Source organism: Nocardia sp. CA-135398 (genome assembly GCF_050955845.1).
GTDB lineage: Bacteria > Actinomycetota > Actinomycetes > Mycobacteriales > Mycobacteriaceae > Nocardia.
In genome coordinates, this window is record NZ_CP192084.1 from 2,159,342 (window position 1) to 2,184,445 (window position 25,104).

Sequence of the window (25,104 nt, forward strand, 5' to 3'; positions counted from 1 at the left end):
GAAGGATGGAGTCGTGTCGTCGAGGAAGACATACCCGGTCGAGTTGCGTGAGCGGGCGGTGCGGATGTTCGCCGAGATCAAGGGTGAGCACGAGTCGGAGTGGGCCGCGATGAAAGCGGTCGCCGACCTGCTCGGCGTGGGAACACCGGAGACGGTCCGCAAGTGGATCCGTCAAGGCCAGATCGATCTCGGTGCCCGGCCGGGTGTCACCAGTGAGGAGTCCGCTGAGCTCGAGCGGCTGCGGCGGGAGAACGCGGAACTTGAGCGTGCCAACGCAATTCTGAAATCGGCCTCGATCATTACGAACACCGCGACCGGACCCGACCACGCAGGAGAAGCGGGACAAGGAACTGACCGCGGAAATCGGGCGTGTGCATGCCGAGAACTTCGGCTCGTCGAAGGTCCACAACGTGTTTCGAACACCATATATGCGCGGGCCGCAGGGGCCGACAATCCGACCGTGAGTGGTCCACGGTCTCTTGCCGAATGCCCTGTAATGCGCGCGGCGAGCGCTCGGGTCGGCGAGATCGACTGCGGCGCAGACTATCCCGTAGTGCCGATTGCAGGGCGTTGAGAACCATCCGTGCTTCCGTCCGGTACGAGCCACGTTCGTTGCCAGTCATTTAGAACAGAACAGGCGCGACCCGAAACCCTTCCGTCGGGCAATACCGCGGCCTGCCGTGGGTGTCTCGTCTGGCGACGCCGCGGCGCTGGAGTGCTGTGCATACGGTGGTGTGGGCGACGCCGAGGCGCTGCCCGATGCGGTATAGCGATTCGCTGTGGTTGTAGCTGAGGACGACATGATCGATCTCGTCGTCGGAGAGTCGGCGTTGTTGGCGGATGTTGGCGTTTCCGGTTCGGAGGATCGTGAGGATGCTGGCTTTGGCGAGTTGCCATTCGGTGGCGAGCTGTTTGGCGGAGCGACCGGCTTTGTACCCGGCGATGATCGCTGCTCGTTCAGTGTCGGTGAGTCGCCGGTCGAGTTGGTGTGGGCGGGTCGGTGCGGGCCGGTTGGTCGCCGGAGGAGCGGTGACGGTGGGGTTCGGCAGCTTGGCCAACAACTTTTCCAGTGCTTCTACCTGCGTGTTCGTGTTGTAGTAAGGTCCCCCAACGTCCACAGAAAATCACAGGTCAGGCCCGGTTTTTAACCGGGCCTGACCTGTTTGTTCGGAAGCTCTCAACCGTGCCGGGATTGTGCTGCGCCTCGCGATGAATGCGAGCATGACCTTGCCCGCAGGCTCGCGGCTGGGATCGGGCGAAGCCACGGATGTACGCGCGGATGGATCTGGGCGTCGTCAGTCGAGGAAGTGTTCGAGTTCCGCGGCGACGAACTGGGGATTCTCCTCGGCGAGCCAGTGTCCCGCGTGCGGGACGTCCACGGCTCGCACGATGTTGGTCAGGCGCGGCGAGACGGTGGCTCGGATCGCGTCGAGTTGGCCCTGGGCGGTCAGGAGCAGAGTCGGGACGGATGTCGGTGGGGCCGCCACGGTGTCGCGGACGTCCTCGTCGATAGCACGGTAGAGCTCGAAGCCGCCCGACAGTGCCGCAGGTCTGCTGTAGGTGCGGGCGAATTCGTCGATCTCGGCGTCGGTGAACGGGGACCGCTCCGAGGTGCCGCCGAATGCCGTGCCGCCGAAGGAGACCTGCGGGTAGAACATGGCGAGGTACTCGCGGACGTGGTCGCCGACGATCGCCTCGGGGACCCGGGGCTGGCAGTGGAAGGCGATGTGCCAGCTCAGCGTGCGGTAGGTGCGTGCATCGATCGCGGGGCCAGGGAGCGGCAGGTCGAAGTAGCCGAGGCGGGCGGTGTCGGCGGGGAAGTGGTCGGCGTACTCGAACGCGATGGCGGCACCCCAGTCGTGTCCGACGACTCGGGCGTCGCGCACTCCGAGCCGGTCGGCGATCAGGGTGTGCACGTACCGGGCGAGGGTGGCCTTGTCGTAGCCGGTCGGTGCGCCGGTACTGTCACCCAGTCCGGGGAGGTCGACCGCGTAGACGGTGTGGCGTTCGGCGAGTGCGGGCATGATCGGCCACCAGCCGTACCAGGTCTGGGGCCAGCCGTGGATCAGCACCACCGGCGTGCCGTGGCCGCCGGTCACATAGTGCATGCGGATGCCGTCGATGTCGGCGAACTTGTGCTGAAAAGTGTTCTCGAACTCGGTATCCCCGTGCGTGGCGGCGGCATAGGAGGGGATGGCGGGTGTCGTTGAGCAGGCCGCGGTCCCCGTCGTGAGCAGGAGCGCGAGTGCGATGGTGGCGACCGTGCGCGTGGAGCGGAGCCAGCCGTGCGGCCGGGTTGCGGTGATCATGTGGTCCTGTTCTGGATGAAGTCAGCGGCCGGTGGCGCCGTCGATCAGTTCGCGGAGGATGTCCGCGTGGCCTGCGTGGCGGCCGGTCTCCTCGATCATGTGGGTCAGTGCCCAGCGGATGCTGGGAGCGGGACGGTCCGACCGCGGTCGAGGGACCGGTGCGCCGAGATCGGTGCAGCCGTCGAGTATTTCGTTGGCGCACTCGACGGCGTCTCGGTAGCGGGCGACGACATCGGCCACGCTATCGGCCGGTGCGGCCTGGAATGTCGCCTGCCAGTCGGTGACGTTGTCGCCGAGGAACATCGAGCGTTCGACGAAGGTCAGGTGGTGGAGCAGGCCGAGCAGGTTGGTGCCCGACGGCACCGCGGCTGTTCGTACCTGCGGTTCGGGCGCGCCGTCGACCTTCGCGGCGATCGCGGCACGCAGGTAGTCGAGGAAGCCGCGCAGGATTTCGGTCTCGCTGCTGCCGGTCCGCGGCGGCGCCGTATCGCGGCGGCGTTGACGACGCGTGGTGTTCATCGAGGCTTCTTCCGTCGGCATTCGCTCAGTCTTGCCACCCACACCACGATCTGGCACCCCATCTTGCTGTTCCGGCAAGATGGCCTCGTGGATCGCGAAACCGACGATGTACTCGACGCGGTGGGGCCACGGCTGCGTGCGCTGCGGCGCGACCGCGGCATCACCCTCGCCGACCTCGCGGCGAGCACCGGGATATCGGAGAGCACCCTGTCCCGGCTGGAAAGCGGGCAGCGCCGAGCGACCCTCGAGTTACTGCTGCCGCTGGCCCGCACCTACGACGTTCCCTTGGACGATCTCGTCGGCGCCCCGCGCACCGGCGATCCGCGAATCCACCTGAAACCGATCCGACGGTCCGGGATGATCTTCGTGCCGCTGTCCAGGCGGCCTGGTGGGATACAGGCGTTCAAAATGATCATCCCCGCGCGGCCGGAACCGCTCGAACCGACTCCGCAGACGCACGACGGTTTCGAATGGCTGTACGTGCTCAACGGACGCCTGCGCCTTGTGCTCGGTGAGCGCGCCATGACCTTGCCGCCCGGTGAGGCAGCCGAATTCGACACCTCCCTGCCGCACTGGCTGGGCAGCGCCGACGGCGGTGTGGTCGAACTACTCATCCTGTTCGGCCCGCAAGGGATGCGTGCACACGTACGCGCCGACCCCGCATCGGTGAGCTAGGGATGACTCACCTGGTGCGGTTGATTCGGACCAAAAAGCCTGCGGCGCTTGGCTTTCAGCTGGCGACATCGGCCCGGTCGGCAGGGGTGTGTTCGGCACGGTCATAGCCAGGCCGCTAGCGCGTTGATGGGTCGATTGCGGTGTCAGTGCGGGTGTCAGGTGTGTGTCAGGCCGGTGTCAGGCGGCGCGGGGACAGTGTGTTCATCGAACAAAACGATCGGCACCGATGGTTCAGTGCCACCACTGATTTCGAGGAGTACACGACATGTCCATCACCATCACCCTGACCGACCAGGACAAGAGCACTCTGCGCACCGCCGGCTATGGCGCTGTGGCGCTGATGGCCGCCGCGGGTGCGCCGCACAAGGGCATCACGCACGGTTCCATCGCGCTGACTTCGGCGACCGGGCTGGTCGGGCATGTGCTGGCCGCCAAGTCCAAAGACATCCATTTGCACGGCAAGTCGGTCGCCGAGCTGGCCGATCAGGTGCTGCCGAGTCTGACTGCCGCTATGAGGCTGCTGGGTACGCAGCATCCGGAGGAGGTCGACAACTTCCGTGACACCGTCTTGGTGGCTGTGGAAGCCGCGGCCGGGTTCGGCAAGGGCGAGCCCGGCCCTGTTGTGGCTGCGATGGCCCGCAAGATCACCGCGGCCCTCGACGCCTGACGGGTCCCGGTTCGGTGCAGCTGGTCGCGGGGTCCTGTCCGGATCCCGCGACTCGGCGAAGAACCTCCGGGTGCGGCGACGTAGCCGTTGGGAAACATGCGACAGCCGGCATTTCAGTGCGTTCGTGAGTACTCGAGGTCTGGGCGGCGGTCACTGCTCCGGCATCGTCATCGCCGACTGCGAGAAACCGGCCGACCGACGGTAGTCGGCTGTGGTCCTACGCGTGCGAGCCGTCTCGAAGTTGTTCCGCGGGTTCGGGGCCGGTGCTGTCGGAGGTATCCGCGGGACGGACTGCGCTGGCGAGCTGGAAGGCACCGTCGATGCGAGTGAGGTGAATCTCCCCGAATCCGGCGGACTCGAGTAGCGTGCGGAGTTCGTCGTCGGTGTGGAATCGCATGCGACGCGCGACCGGGCCGGGAAGGATCTTGCGCGGGGATTGCGGTGCGACGGTGTGGATCACGAGTCGCCCGCCCGGTTCCAGGACCCGTCGTAGCTCACCGAGTGCCTTCGCGGCGTCCACAAAGAAGAGTGTGTTCATTGTCGCGGCGCAGCTGAACTGCCGGTCGGGCAGCGGCAATTCCTCCGCGTCGGCCTCGAGGACCTGGAGGCTGCCCTCGCGCAGGGCGTCGGCATTGGCGGCCTCGGTGAGTGCCACCATGTCGGCGCTGTGGTCCACGGCGGTCAACCGGCAGCCGGAGGCAAGCGCCATGGCGGCGAAGGTGCCTCCGCCACAACCGATTTCGAGCAGTCGGTCGTTGGGGGAGAGATTCAGTGCGGCAAGTGTGTCGGCGAAGATGCCGTGGTGGGCCTTCATGTCCTGCCACATGATCCGTGCGAGGCGTCCGCGTGGGCGGCGCAGCATGCGGTCGGTGAAGGTATCGACGAGGGACATCGGAATTCGCTTCCAGTCGGCGGTGGATTTTCGGTGGGTGCGGTCAAGCGCGCGTGCTGGCCTGGATCCGCATGTCGCCGAACATGCTGTGGCGAGCCATCGGCCGGGCCAGGACGTTGTGCGGATAGCCCGCCGCGGTGGCGGAGACCGCGTCGAGGCGACGCAGGTGATCGTCGTCGAGGGTCAGGCTCAGTGCCGCGAGGTTGTCGGCGAGCTGCGCGTGCGTGCGGGCACCGAGGGTGGGCGCGGTGACGTCGGGATTGTGCAGGATCCACGCCAGGGCGACCTGGGCGGGAGATCGCCCGAGTTGTGCGGCGATCTCGCGCACGGTGTCGGCGATGGTCAAGGACCGCTCGGTCAGCGAGCCGTTGGCGTGGATCAGATGCGTGCGGGAACTGCCGACGGCCGGGGTGTGGCCGTTGCCGGGGAGATCGGCGCGGGTGTATTTGCCGGTGAGCACGCCGCCCGCGAGCGGCGACCATCCGACGACGCCGAGACCCAGCGCGTCGGCCATCGGGAGCATGTCGTGTTCGGCAGTGCGTTCGGCGAGATGGTATTCCAGCTGCAGCGCGATGAACAGGGACCAGCCGCGCAGGTCGGCGGTGGTCTGCATGCGGGCGACCTGCCAGGCCGGGGTATTGGAGACCCCCAGGTACAGCACCTTGCCCGCGCGCACGAGATCGTCCATGGCGCGCAGGATTTCGTCGGTCGGCGTCAGGCCGTCCCACATGTGCAGATACAGCAGATCCAGGTAGTCGGTGCGCAACCGGCGCAGGCTCGACTCGACCGAAGCCACCATGCTCTTGCGGTGATTGCCGCCGGAGTTCGGGTCGGCCGGACGCCGCAGCATGGTGTATTTCGTTGCCAGCACCAGTGATTCGCGGTCGGGGGCGGCGAACTCGCCGAGCCATTCCTCGGCGGTGCCGCTCGCGTACTGGTTGGCGGTGTCGATGAAGTTCCCGCCGCGGGAGACATAGGCGTCGAAGATGCGCCGCGCCTCTGGTTTATCGGTTCCCCAACCCCAGTCGTTGCCGAAGGTCATGGTGCCCAACGCCATTGGTGACACGCGCAGGCCGGAGCGGCCCAGCAGCCGGTAGCTGTCGAGGTCGAGCGCGCGGCTGGACGGGACCGCGGATCGGTTGGCGGTCCGCGCCTGGTCGCTCATCGGCAAACTCCTCTCGTGCTCGGCACCCGAGGCTACCGCCGAGCACACTTATTGAAAACCGTTGTCAATATCGTTTACTGTAGGCGTATTGGAACTGCCGAGCAAGGGCTAGGGATGGCGACAACAGGTGAAGAAGTCCGACGTTGTGTCGGAACGGTTCTCGGCATCGCGCCGGGCGAACTGGTAGCAGACCGGCGATTGCAGGAACTGGGCCTGGATTCCTTCCTTGCCGTGCGCCTGCATCTGCGGCTGGTCGAGCGCACCGGAATACGCGTGCCCATGGAGTCCTTCCTCGGCGCGACCCTGGAGACGCTGCTGACCGAGGTCGACAAGCGCAGCGGGACAACGGAATCCGAACGCGAGACGGGCGTGGCTGTCGCAGCACCGGCCGAGGCGTCGGTGCTGGAGGAGGAGTTGACGCCGATTCAGGCGTCGTATTGGGTCGGACGAGAACCCGGCATGCCGCTGGGTGGCGTATCGACCTTCTACTACTTCGAATTCGACCGTGCCGCAACACTGTTCACGCGCACCGATGTGGACGCGGAAGTGCGGGCGCTGGAGGCGGCGTGGAATCGGGTGGTCGATCGGCACGACATGCTGCGCGCCACGATTACCGATGAGGGACGCCAGCGGGTACATCCACCCGGGCAGTGGTATTCGATCGGTGTCACCGATCTGCGCGACCGTCCCGAGCCCGAAGGTGTGCTGGCCCAGCTGCGCGAACGGAAGTCACATCAGGTACGCGACGCCGCGACCTGGCCGCTGTTCGACATTCACGCCGCACTGCTGCCCGACGGTGGACTGCGACTGTTCGTGGGCTTCGACATCATCGTGCTGGACATGGCGAGCTGGATCCAGCTCATGCGGGAATGGGGCCGGTTCGTCACCGATCCCGCCGCCGAACTGCCCGCACCGTCGTCGTCGTTCCTGCGCATCCTGCGCGAGCGTCGCACCGCCGACAGCGAGCGGCGCGAGGCCGACCGGGCATACTGGCAATCCCGCGCGGCGAACCTGCCGCCGGGTCCGCGACTTCCGTATGCCCTTGCCGCGGAACAGATTCCGGCGGCACGATTCCGCCGCCACCAGGACCGGCTCTCCCCTAACCAGTGGTCGTCGCTGACCGCGAAGGCCGCGGCGCGCGGCCTCAGCCCGACTGCTGTCCTGCTGGCGGCCTTCGCGGTGACGCTGTCGCGCTGGGGTGCGACCGACCCGTTCTGCCTCAATGCCACGCTTTTCGACCGCCCCGACACCGAAGCCGACAGTGTCCTCGGCGATTTCAGCACCACGGCATTGGTCGAACTGCCCGCCCTCGACCTGCTGGCGTGGCACGGATTCACCGAATTCGCGACACGGGTCAACACCCGCTTCTGGGCCGATCTCGAACATCGGTCCTACAGCGGGGTGGAAGTGCAGCGTGCCCAGGCGGGTGAGCTGAGTCCGCGCTATCCGATCGTCTTCACCAGCGGTGTCGGGCTCGGCCAAGCCGGGTCGGGCGCGGCGGCATGGCTGGGCACGGAGGTATTCGGTGTCTCCCAGACACCCCAGGTGGCACTGGACCATATCGTCTGGGATGAAGACGGCGGCCTGCGGCTGGCGTGGGATGCCGTCGAGCAGGCGTTCCCTGCCGAATTCGTGGCGCACATGCTCGGCGCGCATATGCGGCTGCTCCGCACCCTCGCCGACGACGACAATGCCTGGGACAGTGCGGAATTGGGTTGGAATCCGCATTTCGCGACGATCGGAGAACTGCCCGCCGATCGCCGCGGCCCCGGCGAGCTGCTCATCGACCCACCGCGCCTGCAAGCCCGCTCCGATCCCGACGCACCAGCCGTATTCGCCGCCTCGGAGGTGCTGACCCACGGTGCGCTGCAGCGGCGGGCGCGGGCGTTGGCAGCCCGGCTCACCGCAGCGGGCGTCGGCCCGAAGCACCACGTGGCCGTCGTGCTGCCCAAATCGGCCGATCAGGTCGTCGCGGCCTACGGAATTCTGTGGGCCGGAGCGGCTTTCGTTCCCATCGAGCCGGACTGGCCGCAGTCGCGGATCGCGTCGGTGTGCCGACGCGCCGAGATCGCCCACGCGGTGACCTCCAGGGCGGCCGCCGCGCGCCTGCCCGCGACGGTCACCGTGCATCAACTCGGCACCGACGTGGCAGCCGAACGCGCGCCCGCCGAGGGCGACGGGCCCGACAATGCCCCAGACGATCTCGCGTATGTGATCTTCACTTCGGGGTCGACCGGTGAGCCGAAGGGTGTCGCCATCGAACATCGGGCCGCACGAACCACTCTCGACGACATCAACGACCGTTTCGCGGTCGGGCCGCAGGATCGAGTCCTGGCCTTGTCGGCGTTGAGTTTCGACCTGTCGATCTACGACCTGTTCGGCGTGCTCGGCGTCGGCGGCGGTCTTGTCGTGCCCGACGCCGACCGGCTGCGCGATCCCGGGCACTGGTGCGATCTGGTTGCCGCGCACCGGATCACGGTGTGGAACACCGCACCGGCGTTGGCGGAGATGCTGGTCGAGTACGCCGAAGCCGATCCCGAGGCGGCGGCGAAACTGCGCTCACTTCGGCTGATGCTGCTGTCGGGCGACTGGATTCCGTTGTCCCTGCCCGATCGGCTGCGTGCGGTGATCGGCGATGTCCGCGTGATCAGCCTCGGCGGCGCGACCGAGGCCGCGATCTGGTCCATCGCCCATCCCATCGACGGCATCGACCCGCAGTGGACCAGCATCCCCTACGGTCGGGCGCTGCGCGAGCAGCAGTTCCTGGTGCACGACGAGAACGGCCGACCCTGCCCGGTCGGAGCGGCGGGGGAGCTGTACATCGGCGGGGCCGGGTTGGCGCGCGGATACGTCGGCGACGAGGAGCAGACCGCGCAGCGCTTCGCCTGGAACGCTCGCTTGGGCCGCAGGCTGTACCGGACCGGGGATCTCGGGCGCTGGCGTCCCGACGGCGACATCGAATTCCTCGGCCGCGCCGACCGGCAGGTCAAGATCCGCGGCCACCGCATCGAACTGGGTGAGATCGAGGCCGTGATCGGGCGCTTCCCCGGCGTGCGGCGCGGTGTCGCGGCCGCAGTGCCCGGTACGGACGAGCGGCCCCGGTTGGTGGCCTACCTCGTCACCGGCGACGCCCCCGTCGACACCACCGAACTCGCCGCCCATGCGGCCCGCCATCTACCGCCCTACATGGTGCCGACCAGATGGGTCAGCCTCGACTCGATCCCGTTGACGGCCAACGGCAAGGTCGATCAAATCCGCCTGCCGAATCCATTCCGCCGCAGCGACATCGACGTCTCCGAGCCGGACCACGGGCAAACAGCCCAGCCCACGGTGGACGACACATCCGCGCGCTGGCTCGTGGAAGCGGCACGCCATGCCGCCGAGCGCGGGCTGACACTCACGGTACGGCTCGAACCGGCCGACGCCGAAGCAGCAGATCCCGCCATCGGTGCGGAATGGCTGACCCTGCTGCGCGACCATGCCCAAGCACACGGGGTGACCGCGATTCGGCCCGCGCACGCGCCGGAACTGACCATCGCCCCGCCCGCCCCGGCCGCCGGGCGGCAGCACATCGAATCCATTGTGGCGCGGGTCTTCACCGAACTGCTCGGCCCTTCCGTCACCCCGACCATCCCCTTCTACGACCTCGGCGCGACATCCCTCACCCTGGTACGGGCCCACCGCCGCCTTCGGCACCTGACCCCGGCGCTGACGGTCCCCGACATCTTCCGGCACGGCACCGTCCGTCGCCTGGCGGCCTGGATCGCCGCGCACACCCATCCCGCCGATGCCGCACCCGCGCACCGAACGCCCGGCGTGCGCATCGACCTCACAGCGGCCGTCGCCCGCGGACAGCGCCGGCGCGCCCACCGATCGAAAGCGAGGCTCACAGCGCATGGCGCTCACTGACACCGTGCACCGGCTGCGCGCCGCACTACTGCGCGGCACCGAACGCCGACAGCGGTTCACCGCTCACACCGAGCACCGGCCCGGAACACCCACCGAAATGAGCGTGCGCATCGGCAGCCACCGGTTCACCGTCGACGAACCGGTCCCCGCCGGAGGCGGTGACGCCGGTCCCGATCCGATCGGGCTGGCGCTGGCCGCGCTTGGCACCTGCCAGGCGGTCACCTACCGATTCCATGCCGCCCGACTGGGCATCGACATCGACACGCTCACCGTGGACGTGACCGCGGATCTGGACCTGGGACCGGTCTTCGGCGTCACCGACCCCACACAGCCGGGCCGGATCCTGGTGCGCGCGAACCTGAGCGGCCCCGCCGAACCCGCCCGCTACGAGGAGCTGCGACGTCTGGTCGAGCAATCGTGCCCGGTGCTGGCCATGCTGCGCGGGCAGGTGCCCGTCGAGTCGGAAATGGAGATCGCGGCGTGACCGACGACAACGCACATATCCTCGACGACAACGGCGATGGTCTCGACGACAATGCCATTGCCATCATCGGAATGGCCTGCCGCTTTCCGGGCGCACCGGACCTGGCATCGTTCTGGGAGCTGCTCGACTCCGGGCGTGAGGGCCTGACCCGCTTCGACGACGCCGAACTTGCGGCCCGCGGCGTTCCGGAAGACGTTCGCCGCCACCGGAATTACGTGCCCGTCGGCGCGGTCATCGCCGGGCAGGAGCAGTTCGATCCGGCCCATTTCGGCCTGACCGCCCACGACGCCGCCCTGCTCGATCCGCAGTTGCGCCTGCTGCTCGAATGCGCCTGGGACGCGCTGGGCGACGCGGGCCACCGCGCCGGTGGCGGCCTCGGCGAGATCGGCGTGTTCACCGGTGCCTCGCACAGCGACTACCGAGAATCCGCTCTCGCCGCCTATCGGCAGCGCGCGCGACAGGATCCGCTCGGCCTGCTGCAGGCCGACATGGGAACGCTCACCGACTACTTCCCGCAGCAGATCTCCTACCGGCTCAACCTGACCGGGCCCGCGGTCGCCGTGCAGGCCACCTGCGCGACGTCACTGGTGGCAGTGCACATGGCGGTCCAGTCGCTGCTGCACGATGAATGCGACGCCGCCCTCGCCGGTGGTGCTTCACTGATCGTGCCGCAGGGCCGCGGCTATCTGCATGTGCCCGAAGCCATCTTCTCCGCCGACGGACACACCCGCTCGTTCGCCGCCGACGGTACCGGGATGGTGCACAGCCAAGGCGCGGGCGTCGTGGTGTTGCGGCGGCTCGCCGACGCGGTCGCCGACGGCGACCCCCTCTACGCGGTGATCCGCGGCACGGCCGTCAACCACGACGGAGCCGGGAAAGCCGGATTCACCGCGCCTTCGGCGGCCGGACAGGCGCGGGTGATCGCCGAAGCCCTCGCCGTCGCCGATATCGACGCGAACGCCGTCGACCTGATCGAAGCCCACGGCACCGCGACCGTGCTCGGCGACCAGATCGAATTGACCGCTCTGGCAGCCGTTTTCGGTGAACGGACGGTGCCGGATCCGATCCTGCTCGGCTCGGTCAAGAGCAATATCGGCCACACCAACAGTGCCGCCGGTATCGCCTCGCTCATCAAGACCGCACTGGCCCTGCACCACCGATGTATTCCGGCCACCCTGCACGCGCACCCGGCCCATCCCGAACTGGGCAGGCAGCACGGACTGTTCGAGCTACCCGAACACGCACGAGAGTGGCGGGAACGTAATGGGACCCGCATCGCGGGAGTGAGCTCATTCGGCATCGGCGGCACCAATTGCCATGCGGTACTGGAACAAGCGCCCACTGTCGTGCCCGGCGAGGTGACCGACCTCGGTGCGCAGCTGCTGCTGGTGTCGGCCGCCTCGAAGTCCAGTTGCGATGCGCAGCTGGACATCTCCGTCCCCGACGGCACCCACGCCGACTACGCCCGCACTGCATCCAGCGGCCCGCACACCGAAAGCGGTTGGCGCGCCGTGGCTCTGCTGAGCGGCGGGGACAGCACACCGCGTGCCATCACCATGCGGGAAGTGCCGTCCGAACGCTCTCGGATCGTGTTCGCCTTCCCCGGCGCGGGCGCACAATACCCGGGGATGGGGGCCGGTCTGTACCGCGACGAACCGGTGTTCACCGGCGTGGTCGACGAATGCGCGGACGCGCTGAAACCTCTGCTGGACTACGACATTCGCGGTATCGTGACCGGCCGCGCGGCCTCGGACGATGTGGACGACATCCGCCTCGGCCAGCCCGCGCTGTTCGCCGTATCCCTTGCGACCGCGACCACCCTGCGCGCCTATGGCGTCGAACCGGACGGCGTACTCGGCCACAGCCTGGGCGAATACGCCGCCGCAGTCGTCGCGGGCATGCTGACCGTGCCCGATGCCGCCCGATTGGTCGCAGTACGCTCGCGGGCCCTGGCCGCCACCGCGCCCGGCGGCATGCTCGCCGTCGCGCTCGGCGAATCGCAAACCCTGCGCGAACTCGCCAGCTACCCGGACCTGGCCCTCGCCGCGGTGAACGCCGCCGACGCCTGCGTGGTGTCCGGGCCGGAACCCGCGCTCGACGCCTTGGCGGCAAGCTTGACCGGCTCGGGAATTCGAACCAGCCGACTACGGGTGGCGGCCGCGCTGCATTCGCCGAGCGTGGCCGCCGTGACCGAACCCCTGCGAGCTGCCGCGGCCGGAATATCCGCCACACCAGGCACTCTGCCGCTCTACAGCACGCTCACCGGCCGGACCATGCGGTCCCTCGACACCGACCACTGGGCGCGGCACATGGTCGAGCCCGTCCGCTTCAGCGCCGCGCTCTCGGCCGCCACCGCCGAACCGGCCACGATCGTGCAGGCCGGGCCAGGCAGCACACTGGCGGCTCTCGCGCGCCGTATTCGGTGCACCTCGACGACTACCGCTCTCACCACGCTTCCGGACGCCGCCGAATCCGGCGCGACCAGAGGCCGGGAAGTGGACGAAGAGCGCTCCGCGTTTCTGGCCGCTCTCGGCGAACTCTGGTGCGGCGGTATCGATATCGATGTCACCGCCCCGCACCAGCCGCGTCGGCGGGTACGACTGCCCGCCTACCCCTTCGACCGTCGCCGGACCTGGATCGACCCACCCGCCGAACTCGGCAGCGGGCTCCTCGCGGCGCCGATAGGTAACTCGAACCCGATCGACCCGGCCACGAACGGTGCCGCTGCCGCCGTGCAGGCACTGGAGACGGCCGAAACCTTGCGGGCGGCAGCCGCACCGGACCGGCTAGCCGCCACGATTCCGGCGCTACCGGGAGAACAGTCGCCGGGGCACACGTATACCGCTGTAGTTCAAGAAGATTCGATCCTGACCGCTGCGTCGGAAGCAAGCCCGACTTCGGATGTCGAGTCGGTGGAGTCGTCTGCGGATTCGGCGCCGGATTCGGCCGAAGCTTTCCATCCGGTAGCGGAATCGCGGATTGCCGCGTCGACTCGGCCACCACTGACACCGGTTCTGGATGACCCGCATGACACTGCGGTGCAACAGGATTCGATTCGGACCCAGTCAGGACTGCCCACCAATGGTCGCACCGCTACGGCGGGCAAGTCAGCTCCGGCTACGGATTCGGAGCGCATCGTCGCCGTGCTGTGGGGAGAACTGCTGGGCGAGAGCGTGACCGGCGCGGATGCCGACTTCTTCGCGCTCGGCGGCACCTCGCTGACCGCGACACGGATGCTCGAACGGGTCAACGACCAGCAAGGTACCGATCTGCGGATGCGCGAACTGCTCTCGCATTCCACGGTTTCCGCGTTTGCGGCATTGTTGGACCGTCGGCGGGTCGCGTCCCGCGGCGGCGCGGCCATGGGGGTTTCGGTGGCCCCGACTGTCTCGACGTCGGCGGCGGTCACCCCGACACCAGCCGCCTCGGCAAGCGCGGAACCGGAGGCCGACAGCGCGCCGTTTCCGCTGACCAGGGTGCAGCACGCTTACTGGGTCGGGCGGTCGGGGGCCTTCGGACTCAGCGACGTCGCCTGCCACATCTACCTCGAATACGACTGCACCGACCTGGATCTCGATCGTTATGAGCGGGCCTGGAACGCGTTGATCGGGCGGCACGACATGCTGCGGGCGGTGATCACCGAAGACGGACGCAACCAGGTGCTCGAGCACGTGCCCGACTATCGGGTTCGACGGCATGATCTCGCGGCGATGCCGGTCGAGCAGCGCGAGGAGACGCTCGCCGATTTGCGGCGCAGGCTTTCGCACCGGGTGCACCGCCCGGATCGCTGGCCGCTGTTCGATGTGCGGGCCGCGGTGCTCGACGACCACACAACACGGCTGTTCGTCGGCATCGATGCACTGATCTGCGACGCGGGCAGCTTCTTGATCCTCGACCGCGATCTGCGCGACCACTATCTCGACCCGGCCGCGGTGAAGGCACCGGTGCGTACCCGCTTCGCCGACTACGTGGCACGCATCGGCGACCGTGCCGATCGTCCGGAAGCCGCACGGGCGCTGGGCTATTGGCAGAAGCGCCTACCGGAGTTGCCCGCGCCGCCGCAGCTGCCGACCCGGACCCGCACCCAGGCACAGCCCTGGTTCGCGCGCCGCGCCGACCGGCTCGCGCCCGGTGACTGGCAGGCCCTGCGGCAGCTGGCCGCCGCCCATGGCGTCACCCCTTCGGCGGTGCTGCTCACGGCCTACGCCGACGTGCTGGCGGCCTGGTCCGGGGACGACCGGTTCACGCTGTCGCTGACCCTGGTGGACCGTCCGGCCGCGCTACCCGGAATAGAAGATGTGGTGGGCGACTTCACCACCCTGCTTGCCCACGAAGTGGACCGCACCGTCGGCGGGTCGTTCGCCGAGCGGGTGGCGCGCACTCAGCGGCGGCTTTTCGACGATATCGACCACCGCGACTATTCCGCCCTGGACGTGCTCGCCGACCTGTCCAGCCGCACCGGGCAGCGGCACCTGCTGCCCGTGGTGTTCACCAGCGCCCTGGATGTCGCCGAGCTGGTCGGCGGTGACCCGGATCTGGAATGGGCGGGCCGGATCACCCACGGTGTCAGCCAGACCCCGCAGGTGTGGCTCGACCATCAAGCCTTCGTCCAGGCCGGAGCGCTGCGGGTGCAATGGGACGTCCTCGAAACCGTCCTCGACCCGCAGGCCGCCGACACCGCCTTCACCGCCTACGTGAGCTGGCTGCGCCGACTGGCCGGTGAGCCCGGCGCCTGGACCGCACCCGAGGACGGGCCGCGATTGGGAGCCGCCGACGACATCGCCAGGGTCGTCACGGAGATCTGGGAGCGGGTCCTGTCGCTCGAATCCGGTGTCGTGCGCCCCGATTCGACCTTCATCGGCCTGGGCGGAGACTCCGTGCTGGCGGTGCGGATGGCGACCATGGTGCGCGGCCGACTCGGTGTGGCCGTGCCCGTGGTCGACCTGGTCGGTGATATCACCGTCACCGACCTGATCGCGCTCATCACCGAGCGCCGCTCCGAATCCGCGCTGCCCGCCATCGAATTGGCGCGACAGACCGATCCGGACGCCCCGTTCCCGCTCACCCCGCTGCAGCAGGCGTACTGGGTCGGCCAGCAGCACGGGTACGCGCTCAGCTACGACTCCGCACACAACTACGTCGACTTCCGGCTGCACGGCATCGATCCCGGCGCGGTCGAGCAGGCGGTACGTCGGCAGGTGGAACGCCAGCCCATGCTGCGCGCGATCTTCCTGCCCGACGGCGCCCAACAGGTGCTCGCGGCCACCGATCCACGTCTGACGGCCCTGCCCATAACCACCGTCGACCTGCGCTCCACACCGGCCGAGGTCGCGCGAGCGCTCGCCGACACGCGTGCCGAGATGCAGCACACCGGACCGGGTATGGACCCGTGGCCCTTCCGCATCACCGCGGTGCGGCTGCCCAGTGACGAACTCAGCCTGCACATCGTGTGCAGCCTGCTGGTCGCCGACGGCTGGTCGGTGCAGCTGATGTTCACCGAACTGTTCACCTACCTCGACGACCCCAATACCGTGCTGCCACCGCTGACCGCCCACTTCGGCGATTACGTGGAAACCATCAACCGCCAGCGCGGCGAACCCGAATGGCAGGCACAGCGCGACTGGTGGTGGGACCGCATGGACGAGCTGCCCACCGCACCGGCACTGCCATTGGCGGTCCCGTTCGACCAAGTGCGCCCGGACACCCTCGAGCGCAGGGAATTCCGGGTCACCGGCGAACAGATGGCGGTGCTGCGCACGCACTGCGCGGCACACCACATCACCCCCACGACCGCCTTCGCCACCTGCTACGCCCTGGCGCTGGCCGCGATGGCCGGACATCGGCGGTTCCTGCTGAACGTGCTCTACCTCAACCGCCTGCACCTGCCCCGCGATCTCGACCACGCCATCGGCCCCTACGCGGGCACCGTCCTACTGGATGTGGCCCTGCCCCAGGCGGCAACCTTCGCCGCCGCGGCCCAGCACATCCAGGAGGCCATGGCCACCATGCTCGACCACGGGCAGGTGACCGGCGTGGAGGTGGTGCGCGAGCTGAGCCGCCGCCGACGCGACACCGCACCACAGGCGCCGGTCGTCTTCCACAGCACACTCGGCCTGCACCCGCCGGGCGGCACCCCCGAGACTGTGGATGTGCGCGAGTTCTACCAGCGCGTGCGCACACCTCAGGTGGCGCTGGATATGCAGGTGTTCCAATGGGATTGGGACGACTCGGTGGTGGTCAACCTCGACGCGGTGGCCGAACTGTTCCCGCCGGGTGTCCTCGATGAGCTGTTCATCGCGGTCTGTGATCGGGTCATCGATCTGGTGCGCCGTCCCGAGGTGTGGACCCAGGCCCTCGCGTTGCCGACCGCGGAACGGCCCGCCGTGCGCATCGACGCACCGATCCGGATCGCACCCGGCGGGCCGCCCGCCACCGACACCGAGAAGGCGATCGGCGAGCTGTGGGCTCGGCTGCTGGAACCCGTCGCCGACATCGACCGTGGCACCGACTTCTTCAGCGCCGGAGGCGATTCGGTGATGGCGATCCGCATGCTCGCCCGCATGCGGGCCGAACTAGGGCTGACGCTCACCCCGCGGGAGTTCCTCGCCGATCCCACCCTCGCGGCCGTCGCGACGGCCGCCGGGCGCACGGACGCGCCGAGTCCGCGGGACTGCCTGGTGCCGCTGCGCGAGGGCACGGGACGACCGCTGTTCCTGGTGCACCCCACCGGCGGTGATGTGCTGTGCTACCTCGACCTGGCTCGCGCCATCAGCACCGACGGGCCCGTGATCGGCATCCAGGATCCCGAATTGGCCGGGGCCGCGGGGCCGCAGACCATCGCCGGGCTGGCCGAGGTCTACGAACGGGTCGTGCGAGAGCGTCAGCCCGAGGGGCCGTATCGGCTCGGCGGCTGGTCCATGGGCGGCATCATCGCGCACGAACTGGCTCGACGGTTGCGTGCGGCCGGGCAGACAGTGGAGATGCTTGTGCTGCTGGACGCGAATATCGCCGACCGCATCCACCACGTCGAGGGCGCCGCGTTCTGGTCACGGTATCTCGGCTCGCTGGAAGCATTCCTGGATATCGATCTCGACACCGGTCCGCTCGGAAAGGATTTCGAAGCGCTATCCGAACCGGAACAGCGGGCGCAAGCAGAGCGCCGGATGGCCGCCGCCGGACTCGCCGAACGCGGCGCACCGGATGAGAAGCGATTGCGGGAGAGCATCTTCCGCCGACACCTGCGGGCGCTGGGGGAGCATGCCACCGGCCCGCTCGACGGGGACGGGCTCGAGGTACTGCTGATCCGTGCCGAACTGCCGTCGCCGCGCAATTCCGGTGTCGGAATGGGTGTCGACGACTGCGCCGACCTGGCGGATCTGGGATGGGCGGCATACACCGCTGCCGCCATCGACTCGCGGCCGATCGCGGCACACCATTACGCGCTGCTGCGGCCACCAGCGGTTGGCCTTGTCGCGCACCAGCTTACGGAGCTGCTGGCTCGGGTGAACAGGACGGTGCGGTGAGCGAAGAGTACGCGGCCGCCACCGAGTTCTACGACCTGATGGCCACACCGTATGTGGCGAGTGTGGAGCCAACGCTCACCGCGCTGCTCGCCGAGGTGGACACCGTCGCCGGGCCCGTGCTCGACATCGGCGCGGGCACCGGCCTGTCGACCATGCTGGTGGCCGACGCCGTGCCCGACGCGCGGATCGTCGCGGTGGAACCGGCCCCGGCCATGCGCGCGGTGCTGCTGTCGCGACTGGCCGCCCGCAAGGATCTGCGCGAGCGAATCACCGTGCTGCCCTATGGATTCCTCGACGCCGAGCTGCCCGCGCATTGTTCGGCGGTGGTGGCGCTCGGCGTGATCGGGCATTTCGACGCCGCCACCCGCCCTCGGGTGTGGCGCGCCATCGCCGCCGCGTTGGCCCCGGACGGTACGGCGGTCGTGGAGGTGCAGCGGCCCGGGTGCGTCGAGGTCTCACCCGAACGCCGCTACACCCAGGCCCGCGCCGGCCTGCTGCGCTACGAGGGCTGGAGCAGAGCCGAGCCGGTGGACGCCGAATCCTTGGTCTGGCACATGACCTACCGCACCTATCACGACGAGCGCCTGCTGCGGGAAGTCGTCGCGAGCCACCGCGTGTGGCCCGCCGCCGCCGAACGGCTCGCCCGCGAAGCCCACGCCGCGGGGCTGAGTCTGGCGTCCACCGACACCGCAACCGGACTGCTGCGGTTCACCAAGCACCCATGAGACGAAGGACTTTCGCCATGTCCGACCCCATTGCCGCGGTGTTCGACCGAGCTACGGCCGTGCCCGACCAATCGACCCTGTCGGCCGACGCTAGCGCGGCCGTGCGTGCCGCCATCGGCGAGCTGCTGCCCGCACTGCGCGAACGCGCGGCCAAGACCGAGCAGGCCCGCCGAATTCCGGTGGAATCGATCGACGAACTGGCCGAGACCGGTGTCTTCCGGCTGTTGCAGCCACGCCGCCACGGCGGGTACGAGGCGCACCCGGCCGAGTTCTACACCGCCGTAGCGGAATTGGCTGCGGCGTGCGGATCCACTGGCTGGGTGGCCGCCGTGCTCGGCATCTCACCGTGGAACCTGGCCCTGTTCGACAGCGCCGCCCAGGACGAAGTGTGGGGCAGCGATCCCGATGCTCGCATCTGCTCGTCCTACGCGCTGACCGGTACCGCCACTGCGGTCGAGGGCGGGTACCGGCTCAGCGGCCGTTGGGGATTCGTCTCCGGCTGTGACCACGCAACGTGGGCGCTGCTGGGTGCGCGCGTGATGGACGGCGACGCCGCGGTCGACTCCTGCACCTTCTTGGTCCCGGCCACGGACTACACCGTCGACGATGTGTGGCAGGCCGTCGGCCTGCGCGGCACCGGCAGCAACGACATCGTGGTCGAGGACGTGTTCGTCCCGGCCCACCGGATGCTGGACTCTACCTCGGTTACCAGGTGTGAAACCCCCGGGAACGCTGTCAACGACGGCCCGCTGTATCGCATCCCGTTCGGCTGCGTCCATACCAGCGCCATCACCGCCGCCATCATCGGCATGGCGCGCGGCGGCTACCACGCCCACCTCGACCAGCAGCGCGACCGGATACGGGTGGCGCTGCCCGGCGACGCCACCAAGGACAGCGGCTTCACTGGCAACGCGTTCCGCGAGGACCCGGCCACGCTCACCCGCATCGCCGAAGCCTCCGGTGAACTCGACGCCGCCTGGCTGCTGCTCACCCACAACATCGGCCACCTCCACGACCTCGCCGCGGCGGGCGCCCCGATCACGCCATCGGAACGACTGCGGCTGCGCCGCGACCAGGTGCGCGGCACCGAACGCGCCATTTACGCCGTGGACCGGCTTTTCGAGAACTCCGGTGGCCGAGCCTTGCGCCCGGACAGCGTGATCCAGCGCTGCTGGCGCGACGCCCACGCCGGACGGGCACACGCCGCCAATGATCCGGAGCGGGTGTACCGGATGTTCGGCTCGGCGGAACTCGCTGCCGCACAACAGAATCCGCACGATGCGGGTACGCCGGAGTCCGCCGCGGCTGTGCCGGGACCGGATTCAGGCACAGCGGCCGCGATTCCGGGGCTTGCGCAGCCGAATCCTCCGCAGGCCGAGGCGGTTTCCGGGGCGGAGGCGCGACAGCCGTGACAGCTCGCCTGGTTTCTCTCGTCGCCGCGCACCCGTGGGTGCGGTCCGCGTACTGGGACGCGAATCGCGAGGCGATCGTTGTGCACCCGGCCGCCAGTGCGCTGGCGGTGCGGCCCGCGCCCGGCGCGCTGCTGACCGAGCACCTCGAGCACTGGCGCCACGTCTACTCCTATGTCTACGCCGCCGCCGACCAGCGCCACGGTGACGACCTTGACCTGTCGGGGTGGCGTGCCTCCGACACCGGAGCGCCGTTCGATCGCGCGCACATGCTCGACTGGATCGACCATGCCGTGCGTCTCGTGCTACGCGGCGACCCCGAGACGGTGCTCGAAGTCGGTTGTGGCAGTGGCCTGCTCGCGCACCGTATTCATCCGCATACCCGTGGCTACGTCGGACTCGATCCGGCCGAACCCGCCGTGGAGCGGCTGCGCGCTCAGGCGCTGCCCGGGGTGCGGGTAGTGCATGCCGGCGCGCACCAGCTCACCGCGACACCGGTCGTGGACGCGCTGCGCTCGGTCGGTGCGGTCGCGCCGGAGCGCATCGTGTTCAACAGTGTCACCCAGTGTTTCCCGGACGCCGCGTATCTCACGGCGGTGCTCGAGGACGCACTCGATCTGGTGGCGCCCGGCGGTGCGGTCGTGGTCGGGGATATCCGCAATCTGGCGAGCGCTGCCGCGTTCGCGCACTGGGTCGAAGCCGCCCGGCATCCCGACGCCACCGCGCAAGATCTGGCGCGGCGGGCTGCGGCGCGACTGTCAGCTGAAGAGGAATTACTTTGTGACCCAAGGTTCTTCGCGTGTCTGGCCGGTAAACACGAACGGGTGGTCCGCGTCGCCTGCCATGCGAAGCCGTTCGCTGCCGACACCGAACTCACCCGGTATCGCTATGACATCGTGCTGACCGTCGACGCGCCCGAACCGGCAACAACGCGCACTGTCGCGTGGCACGAACTGCCCGGCAGCGCGAGCGGCTCCTGGCCCGCCGCGCTGGCTACCGCCCTGCGCGAGCCGTCGGTCCTTGTCACGGGCATCCCGAACGCCTTGCTGGACAGGGAGAATCGGGCGGCGGCCACGCCCGCGCAACTGGCCGCCGCTATACCGCCCGACGCGGCCGTGCTCCTCGACTCCGCGGACGGATGCGTGCTGGCCGCCGGTCGGCCGGAACAGCACGTCGGTGTCGAAGCCGTCGACGACAGCGCGGTCGCGCGGCTGTGCACCGACCCGCTCGATCGGTTCGTGCGCCTGCGTCTACCCGAAGTCCTGGCCGACCATCTCGAAGAGCAGTCGCTCGTCGCGTCGGTGCCCGCCATTGTCGTCGCCGAGGAGTCCGTCGTCCTATGACCATCACATCCGATATCGCCGTGCTGTCCGCACTGCGCACCGCCTGCCGAGGGCCGGTCCACTCACCGGGCGATCCGGGCTACGACCTCGCGCGCCGACGCTGGAACACCGCGGTGGACCAGCACCCCGCGGCCGTCGTCGGCTGCACCGGAGTCCCCGACATCCGTGCGGCCGTAGCGCTCGCGCACCGGCACGGGCTGGCGGTATCCGTGCGCGGGGGCGGGCACGAGGTCGCCAACCACGCCACCGCTGACGGCGCACTGCTGGTGGATCTGTCGGCGCTGCGCACCGTGACCGTCGACCCCGTCACCCGCCGGGCCGTCGTCTCGGCGGGAGTGACCTGGGCAGAGCTCGACAAAGAGTGTCATCGGCATGGTTTCGCGGTCACCGGGGCCGACGTGTCCACCGTCGGCGTGATCGGCACCGCGGTCTGCGGCGGCACCGGCTGGCTGCAACGATCGTTCGGATTCACCTGCGACAACGTTCGTTCCGCGCACGTGGTGCTGGCCGACGGTCGCCTGGTGCACGCCACGCCCGACCATCATCCCGAACTGCTGTGGGCGCTGCGCGGCGGCAGCGGCAATTTCGGGATCGTGGTCGCCCTCGAGCTCGAGCTGCACCCCATCCGCACCCTGCAAGCCGGAACGCTGCTGTTCCGGCTCGACCAGGCGCGCACCGTCTTCCGGCGCTTCCGTGAACTGTGCGCGCAGGCTCCCGATGAGCTGGCGCTGCGCGCCACCCTGCTGCACTGGCCGCCCACCGCGCCGGAAGGTCCGCCGATGGCTGCCATCACCGCGGCCTATCTCGGACCCGAACAGCAGGCCCGCGACGTGCTGGGGCGGCTGCGCCGCATCGGCGAAGCCGAACTGGATCTGATCCGCCCGCTGGAATATCCCGACCTGCAACGCAATACCGAACAGGCTTTCCACGACGGCCACGGCACCGCGACCGGATCGGAATGGCTGCGCGCCTTCGACGACACCGCCGTCGATGCACTGGTCGAGCTCGCCGCGCGCATGCCGACGCCGTACTCGCTGATCTCGGTGCACCAACTCGGGGCTGCGGTGCGGCGAATGCCTTCGGAGGCAACGGCATTCGGATTCCACGACGCCGCCTATCACATGGTGCTGTTCTCCGGCGGACCGCCGGGTACCGACCTGCGGGCCTCGCGGCAGTGGATCGCCGAGGTCACCGCGGCCGTGCAAGGGTGCTCGGCGGGCGGTCCCTACATCGGAATTCTCGACGACGCCGCGTCCCCGGAGCGGGTGCGCAGCGCCTATCCGCCCGCCACGTACGACAAGCTGCGCCGGATCAAAGCCGAATACGATCCGGACAACACCTTCCGCTGCAACCACAACATCCCGCCCGCCGACCGGGACCGCAGTGCGACCCGGAAGGATACGGATCGCGAGGCGCGGCGGGTGCTTTCCGCGCGCGAGGATCTGGATCGGTTCGGCCTGCGCGCCATGACCGCGGCACTGCGCCCGGCACTGCCGGAGGGCGCGGCCCGCACGGAGGAACAGATCGCGACCACGCTCGGCGTCCACCCGCGCCACCGCTGGCTGCTGCGGCGCTGGCTGACCGAACTCACCGATCGCGGGTGGGTGCACCACGATCCCACGCGCGGATACACCGCGTTGCGTGCCGCCGACACCCCCGTACGAGCGAGCATCACCCAGGTATGCGCGGACTTCGGCTTCCCCGCGCGGCTGGCACGGTTCTTCGACGAGGCGAACCGGCGGCTGCCCGAACTGCTACAGGACCGGATCCTCGCCCAGGAACTGCTGTTCCCCGACGCCGACCTGCTCACCGCCGATGCCGCTTACCGGGACAACCCGATCAACCGCTACCTGAACACCGCGGCGGCCGAGCTGGTTGCGCAGGCGGTGGACGAGCTGGCCCGAGACCGGCGGCCGGTGCGGATCATGGAACTCGGCGCAGGGGTGGGCGGTACGACCGCCAACCTGATCCCGACCCTGGACGGCCGGGGCGTCGACTACTACTTCACCGATGTGTCGTCGTTCTTCCTGACGGCGGCCCGCGACCGCTTCGGCAGCTACCCGTGGGTGCGCTACGGCGAAGTCGACCTCAACACCGACCTGCCCGACCAGACACCGTACGACATCATCGTGGCCGCGAATGTCCTCCACAATGCCCACGACTGCGCCCGGATGCTGCGGCAATTACACGATCTGCTGAAGCCCGGGGGCGAGCTGATCTTCATCGAATCCTGCCGCGAACATTGCCAACTGCTCACCTCCATGCATTTCCTCATGTCCGCCCGCCCCGGCCGCACCCGGGCAGGCGAGCACGATCTCCGCGCGGGAACCAACCGGATCTTCCTCACCGAATCCGAATGGCGTGAACTACTCAGCGCCGCCGGACTGCCACCCCAGACGGTGCTCCCCGCTCCACAAGAGGCACTCGCCATGCACGGCCAGCGCATCTTCGCCGCGCGCAAACCGTCGTGACGCGGGGACACCCGACGGTCGGGCAGGTGTACCGCATCCACGACCACTACGAGGTCGGGCGCGAGAAAATCCGCGAATTCGCCCGCGCGGTCCAGGATTTCCACCCGGCACACTGGGACGACACGGCCGCACACACCGTCGGCTACCCCGTGATCCTCGCGCCCATCACCTTCGCCTCCGCGACCGTGACGGCCGCGCAGCGGGAACTGCTGCGGATCGCATTGGACGGCTACGATCCGGCACGGCTACTGCAGGTGGAGCAGGAGATCCACTGCCACCGCCCGGTCCTCGCCGGTGACCGGCTCACCCACGAGATCACCGTGGACTCGTGGCGCACGATCATCGGCGGCGACATCATCGCACTGACCACCGTGATCAGCGATCGCGACACCGGGCCGGTCCAGACCGTGCACACCACCCTCGCCGGACGCAGCGGGAACGAAGGAGAACGCATCAGTGAGATCGCGAAAAATATTGCCCTGCAAGATATTCCGGTACCAAAACCGCAGTCGCCCGGAACCCCGGCGGCCGATCCGTCCTTCCCCTCCCGCCCGGCGGGTGCTCTGTCACGCAATACCCCTGCGGAACACCGCTTCCCGTCGCGGACCTTCCACCTGACACGCGGCGAACTCGTCAACTACGCGGGCGTCTGCGGCGACCTCAACCCGATCCACTGGAGCGACGATATCGCCCGCGCCACAGACACTCCCGGCGTCCTGGCCCAGGGCATGCTCACCATGGGCCTGGGTGCCGCCGCGCTGACCGCCTGGATCGGTCATCCGACAGCGATACTCGACTACTCCGCGGTTTTCGCCCACCCCGTCCACGTCACCACACGCCGAGCCGCCGCGATCGAATTCACCGGCACGGTCGCGGCAGTGGATCCCGACGCATCCCGCGCGACTGTAGCACTCGCCGCGTACTGCGACGGTGCATCGATTTTGGGCCGGGCCACAGCCACAGTTGTTCTGGCCAATTAGTACATCATGTTCTGAATACAGATTCTGATGTAC

General features: G+C 68.8%; 15 protein-coding genes and 1 pseudogene. 11 read left to right on the forward strand and 5 right to left on the reverse strand.

Annotated features, from left to right (window positions below):
• Positions 1-64: 64 nt before the first annotated feature.
• A pseudogene (locus ACQP1T_RS09655) lies at positions 65-322 on the forward strand (IS3-like element ISMyma3 family transposase); the annotation flags it as partial.
• 301 nt (positions 323-623) lie between these two features.
• Here the strand turns inward: ACQP1T_RS09655 and ACQP1T_RS09660 are convergent.
• The 3 genes from ACQP1T_RS09660 to ACQP1T_RS09670 all read right to left on the reverse strand — a co-directional run bounded on the left by ACQP1T_RS09660 (position 624) and on the right by ACQP1T_RS09670 (position 2,828).
• Positions 624-1,058: a hypothetical protein gene (locus tag ACQP1T_RS09660; protein WP_433762585.1), complete on the reverse strand. Its 435-nt coding sequence runs from the start codon at positions 1,056-1,058 to the stop codon at positions 624-626.
• Between the two features lie 237 nt (positions 1,059-1,295).
• Positions 1,296-2,309 (reverse strand): alpha/beta fold hydrolase, encoded by a 1,014-nt coding sequence (locus ACQP1T_RS09665; RefSeq protein WP_433759603.1) that lies wholly within the window; start codon positions 2,307-2,309, stop codon positions 1,296-1,298.
• A 21-nt stretch (positions 2,310-2,330) separates the two neighbouring features.
• Positions 2,331-2,828 (reverse strand): DinB family protein, encoded by a 498-nt coding sequence (locus ACQP1T_RS09670; RefSeq protein ID WP_433759604.1) that lies wholly within the window; start codon positions 2,826-2,828, stop codon positions 2,331-2,333.
• 87 nt (positions 2,829-2,915) lie between these two features.
• On the opposite strand from ACQP1T_RS09670, the gene ACQP1T_RS09675 reads away from it, so the two are divergent.
• Positions 2,916-3,503: a helix-turn-helix domain-containing protein gene (locus ACQP1T_RS09675; RefSeq protein ID WP_433759605.1), complete on the forward strand. Its 588-nt coding sequence runs from the start codon at positions 2,916-2,918 to the stop codon at positions 3,501-3,503.
• Positions 3,504-3,768: 265 nt separating this feature from the next.
• Positions 3,769-4,170, forward strand: a complete 402-nt coding sequence (locus tag ACQP1T_RS09680; protein WP_433759606.1) for a hypothetical protein — start codon at positions 3,769-3,771, stop codon at positions 4,168-4,170.
• A gap of 217 nt (positions 4,171-4,387) precedes the next feature.
• Here the strand turns inward: ACQP1T_RS09680 and ACQP1T_RS09685 are convergent, their stop codons facing one another.
• Both ACQP1T_RS09685 and ACQP1T_RS09690 read right to left on the reverse strand, forming a co-directional pair.
• Positions 4,388-5,062, reverse strand: coding sequence for a class I SAM-dependent methyltransferase (locus tag ACQP1T_RS09685; protein ID WP_433759607.1), 675 nt, complete (start codon positions 5,060-5,062; stop codon positions 4,388-4,390).
• A gap of 43 nt (positions 5,063-5,105) precedes the next feature.
• Positions 5,106-6,227, reverse strand: coding sequence for an aldo/keto reductase (locus ACQP1T_RS09690; RefSeq protein WP_433759608.1), 1,122 nt, complete (start codon positions 6,225-6,227; stop codon positions 5,106-5,108).
• Between the two features lie 114 nt (positions 6,228-6,341).
• On the opposite strand from ACQP1T_RS09690, the gene ACQP1T_RS09695 reads away from it, so the two are divergent.
• Genes ACQP1T_RS09695 through ACQP1T_RS09730 form a run of 8 tightly spaced genes read left to right on the forward strand, consistent with a single transcriptional unit; the run spans position 6,342 to position 25,071 of the window.
• Complete coding sequence (locus ACQP1T_RS09695) at positions 6,342-10,136, forward strand: amino acid adenylation domain-containing protein (RefSeq protein WP_433759609.1); 3,795 nt, start codon at positions 6,342-6,344, stop codon at positions 10,134-10,136.
• Entirely contained in the window at positions 10,123-10,620 is a 498-nt protein-coding gene (locus tag ACQP1T_RS09700; protein WP_433759610.1) for an OsmC family protein, read from the forward strand. Before ACQP1T_RS09695 ends, ACQP1T_RS09700 begins: the two co-directional genes overlap by 14 nt.
• Positions 10,617-18,143, forward strand: a complete 7,527-nt coding sequence (locus ACQP1T_RS09705; protein WP_433759611.1) for a condensation domain-containing protein — start codon at positions 10,617-10,619, stop codon at positions 18,141-18,143. Before ACQP1T_RS09700 ends, ACQP1T_RS09705 begins: the two co-directional genes overlap by 4 nt.
• A complete protein-coding gene (locus ACQP1T_RS09710) occupies positions 18,140-18,868 on the forward strand; it encodes a class I SAM-dependent methyltransferase (RefSeq protein ID WP_433759612.1) in 729 nt (242 codons plus the stop codon). The genes ACQP1T_RS09705 and ACQP1T_RS09710 overlap by 4 nt, the downstream gene beginning before the upstream one ends.
• A 17-nt stretch (positions 18,869-18,885) precedes the next feature.
• Positions 18,886-20,280 carry a 3-hydroxy-9,10-secoandrosta-1,3,5(10)-triene-9,17-dione monooxygenase oxygenase subunit gene (hsaA, locus tag ACQP1T_RS09715; protein ID WP_433759613.1) on the forward strand — a complete coding sequence of 465 codons (1,395 nt, stop codon included), beginning with the start codon at positions 18,886-18,888 and terminating at the stop codon, positions 20,278-20,280.
• On the forward strand, positions 20,277-21,620 hold the full coding sequence (locus ACQP1T_RS09720; RefSeq protein WP_433759614.1) for a class I SAM-dependent methyltransferase: 1,344 nt from the start codon (positions 20,277-20,279) through the stop codon (positions 21,618-21,620). Before hsaA ends, ACQP1T_RS09720 begins: the two co-directional genes overlap by 4 nt.
• On the forward strand, positions 21,617-24,091 hold the full coding sequence (locus ACQP1T_RS09725) for an FAD-binding protein (RefSeq protein ID WP_433759615.1): 2,475 nt from the start codon (positions 21,617-21,619) through the stop codon (positions 24,089-24,091). The genes ACQP1T_RS09720 and ACQP1T_RS09725 overlap by 4 nt, the downstream gene beginning before the upstream one ends.
• Positions 24,088-25,071, forward strand: coding sequence for a fused (3R)-hydroxyacyl-ACP dehydratase subunits HadA/HadB (locus ACQP1T_RS09730; RefSeq protein ID WP_433759616.1), 984 nt, complete (start codon positions 24,088-24,090; stop codon positions 25,069-25,071). Before ACQP1T_RS09725 ends, ACQP1T_RS09730 begins: the two co-directional genes overlap by 4 nt.
• Positions 25,072-25,104: the final 33 nt, after the last annotated feature.